Here is a 1,069-nt window from a genome sequence, read left to right as displayed (position 1 = left end):
TAGCCTCGCGCCTTTCACCAAGCGGGCTGTCCGACTGAGGATCGTGAAAGCAGAAAGCGCCTCTGACCAGCGAGAATGAGGATTGCTGAGGTCCTTGTTCCCGCCACCGTCGGAGGCACTTTCCAGGTGAAGGTGCGACACGAGGTCGCGTGTGTTGAGTGGGCTCTTTTGGAGAGGGGGTCCGGCGATGGCGTCGGCGACAGAGTAGCCCCGGGTCAGTGTCCGATGACCTGTCCCCACCCGGACATGCGTCGCTGGTAACGGCTGGGTGTGAAGCTCCGGGGGAAAAGCCCAAGTGCCCTCGTTCCACCCGAGGGCAACAGGCAAGGGGAAGACCGGACGGGTGAATAACCGTGAACCCTTGATGACGTCTCGTGAGAGAAGGCCCCGCCGGTGGGAAGCAACAGCGGGGTGCAGGGCAGGCCGCTGGAACGCGGCAGGCGCCGGGCGGATGCTTCACGCCGCCCGGGAGGACACCGCCGCCCCGGGATATAGAGGGCACCCAACCCGGTCGCAGCTCAGGCACGCGGAACGTGGAAACCCCGACGGAAGCCGCCCGTCCATACCGGACGGGCGGTGGGCTGACCGTGAGGAAGGCTGATGTTTCCGGCGGGAAAGGACGGCTCAAGAAGCGAAGGCCGGCACGCCGAAAGGCCGGAGGAAACCAAGGCAGTTACGGGCGGTGGACTCTCCGCCGCCGCTTTGGCCAACTCGCCGGATACGGACCGATGTCCGAGTCCGAAAGGACGCTGACGTGAGCCGGGTGAGCCTGTGAGGAGGGACGATGACAGCAGCGACGCACCGAAAGACAAGTTGGACGCCCCGGCCCCGGCCGGGGTGAACGGACCGGAGGGCGGCTTCGTGGACTGGCCCAGCATCGACTGGGACCAGGCGGAGAAAGACGTACGCCGTCTGCGCCAACGCATCTTCACGGCATCGAAGGAAGGGGACCTGACGAAGGTCAGGAACCTGCAGAAGTTGATGCTCCGGAGCCTGAACAACACGCTGGTCAGCGTGCGGCGGGTGACGGAGATCAACGCCGGACGCAAGACGGCGGGGATCGACGATC

Annotated in this window: 1 protein-coding gene; it reads left to right on the top strand. The window is 65.6% G+C overall.

Translation table 11 applies throughout. The features are described 5' to 3' along the window. Window positions 1-861: 861 nt before the first annotated feature. A partial coding sequence (locus tag NQU54_RS48585) for a reverse transcriptase N-terminal domain-containing protein (protein ID WP_308408555.1) occupies window positions 862-1,069 on the top strand: 208 nt, incomplete at its 3' end.

It is taken from the genome of Streptomyces malaysiensis subsp. samsunensis (assembly GCF_024519315.1).
GTDB classification, from domain to species: domain Bacteria; phylum Actinomycetota; class Actinomycetes; order Streptomycetales; family Streptomycetaceae; genus Streptomyces; species Streptomyces malaysiensis.
This window is presented reverse-complemented; position numbering and strand designations above follow the sequence as displayed.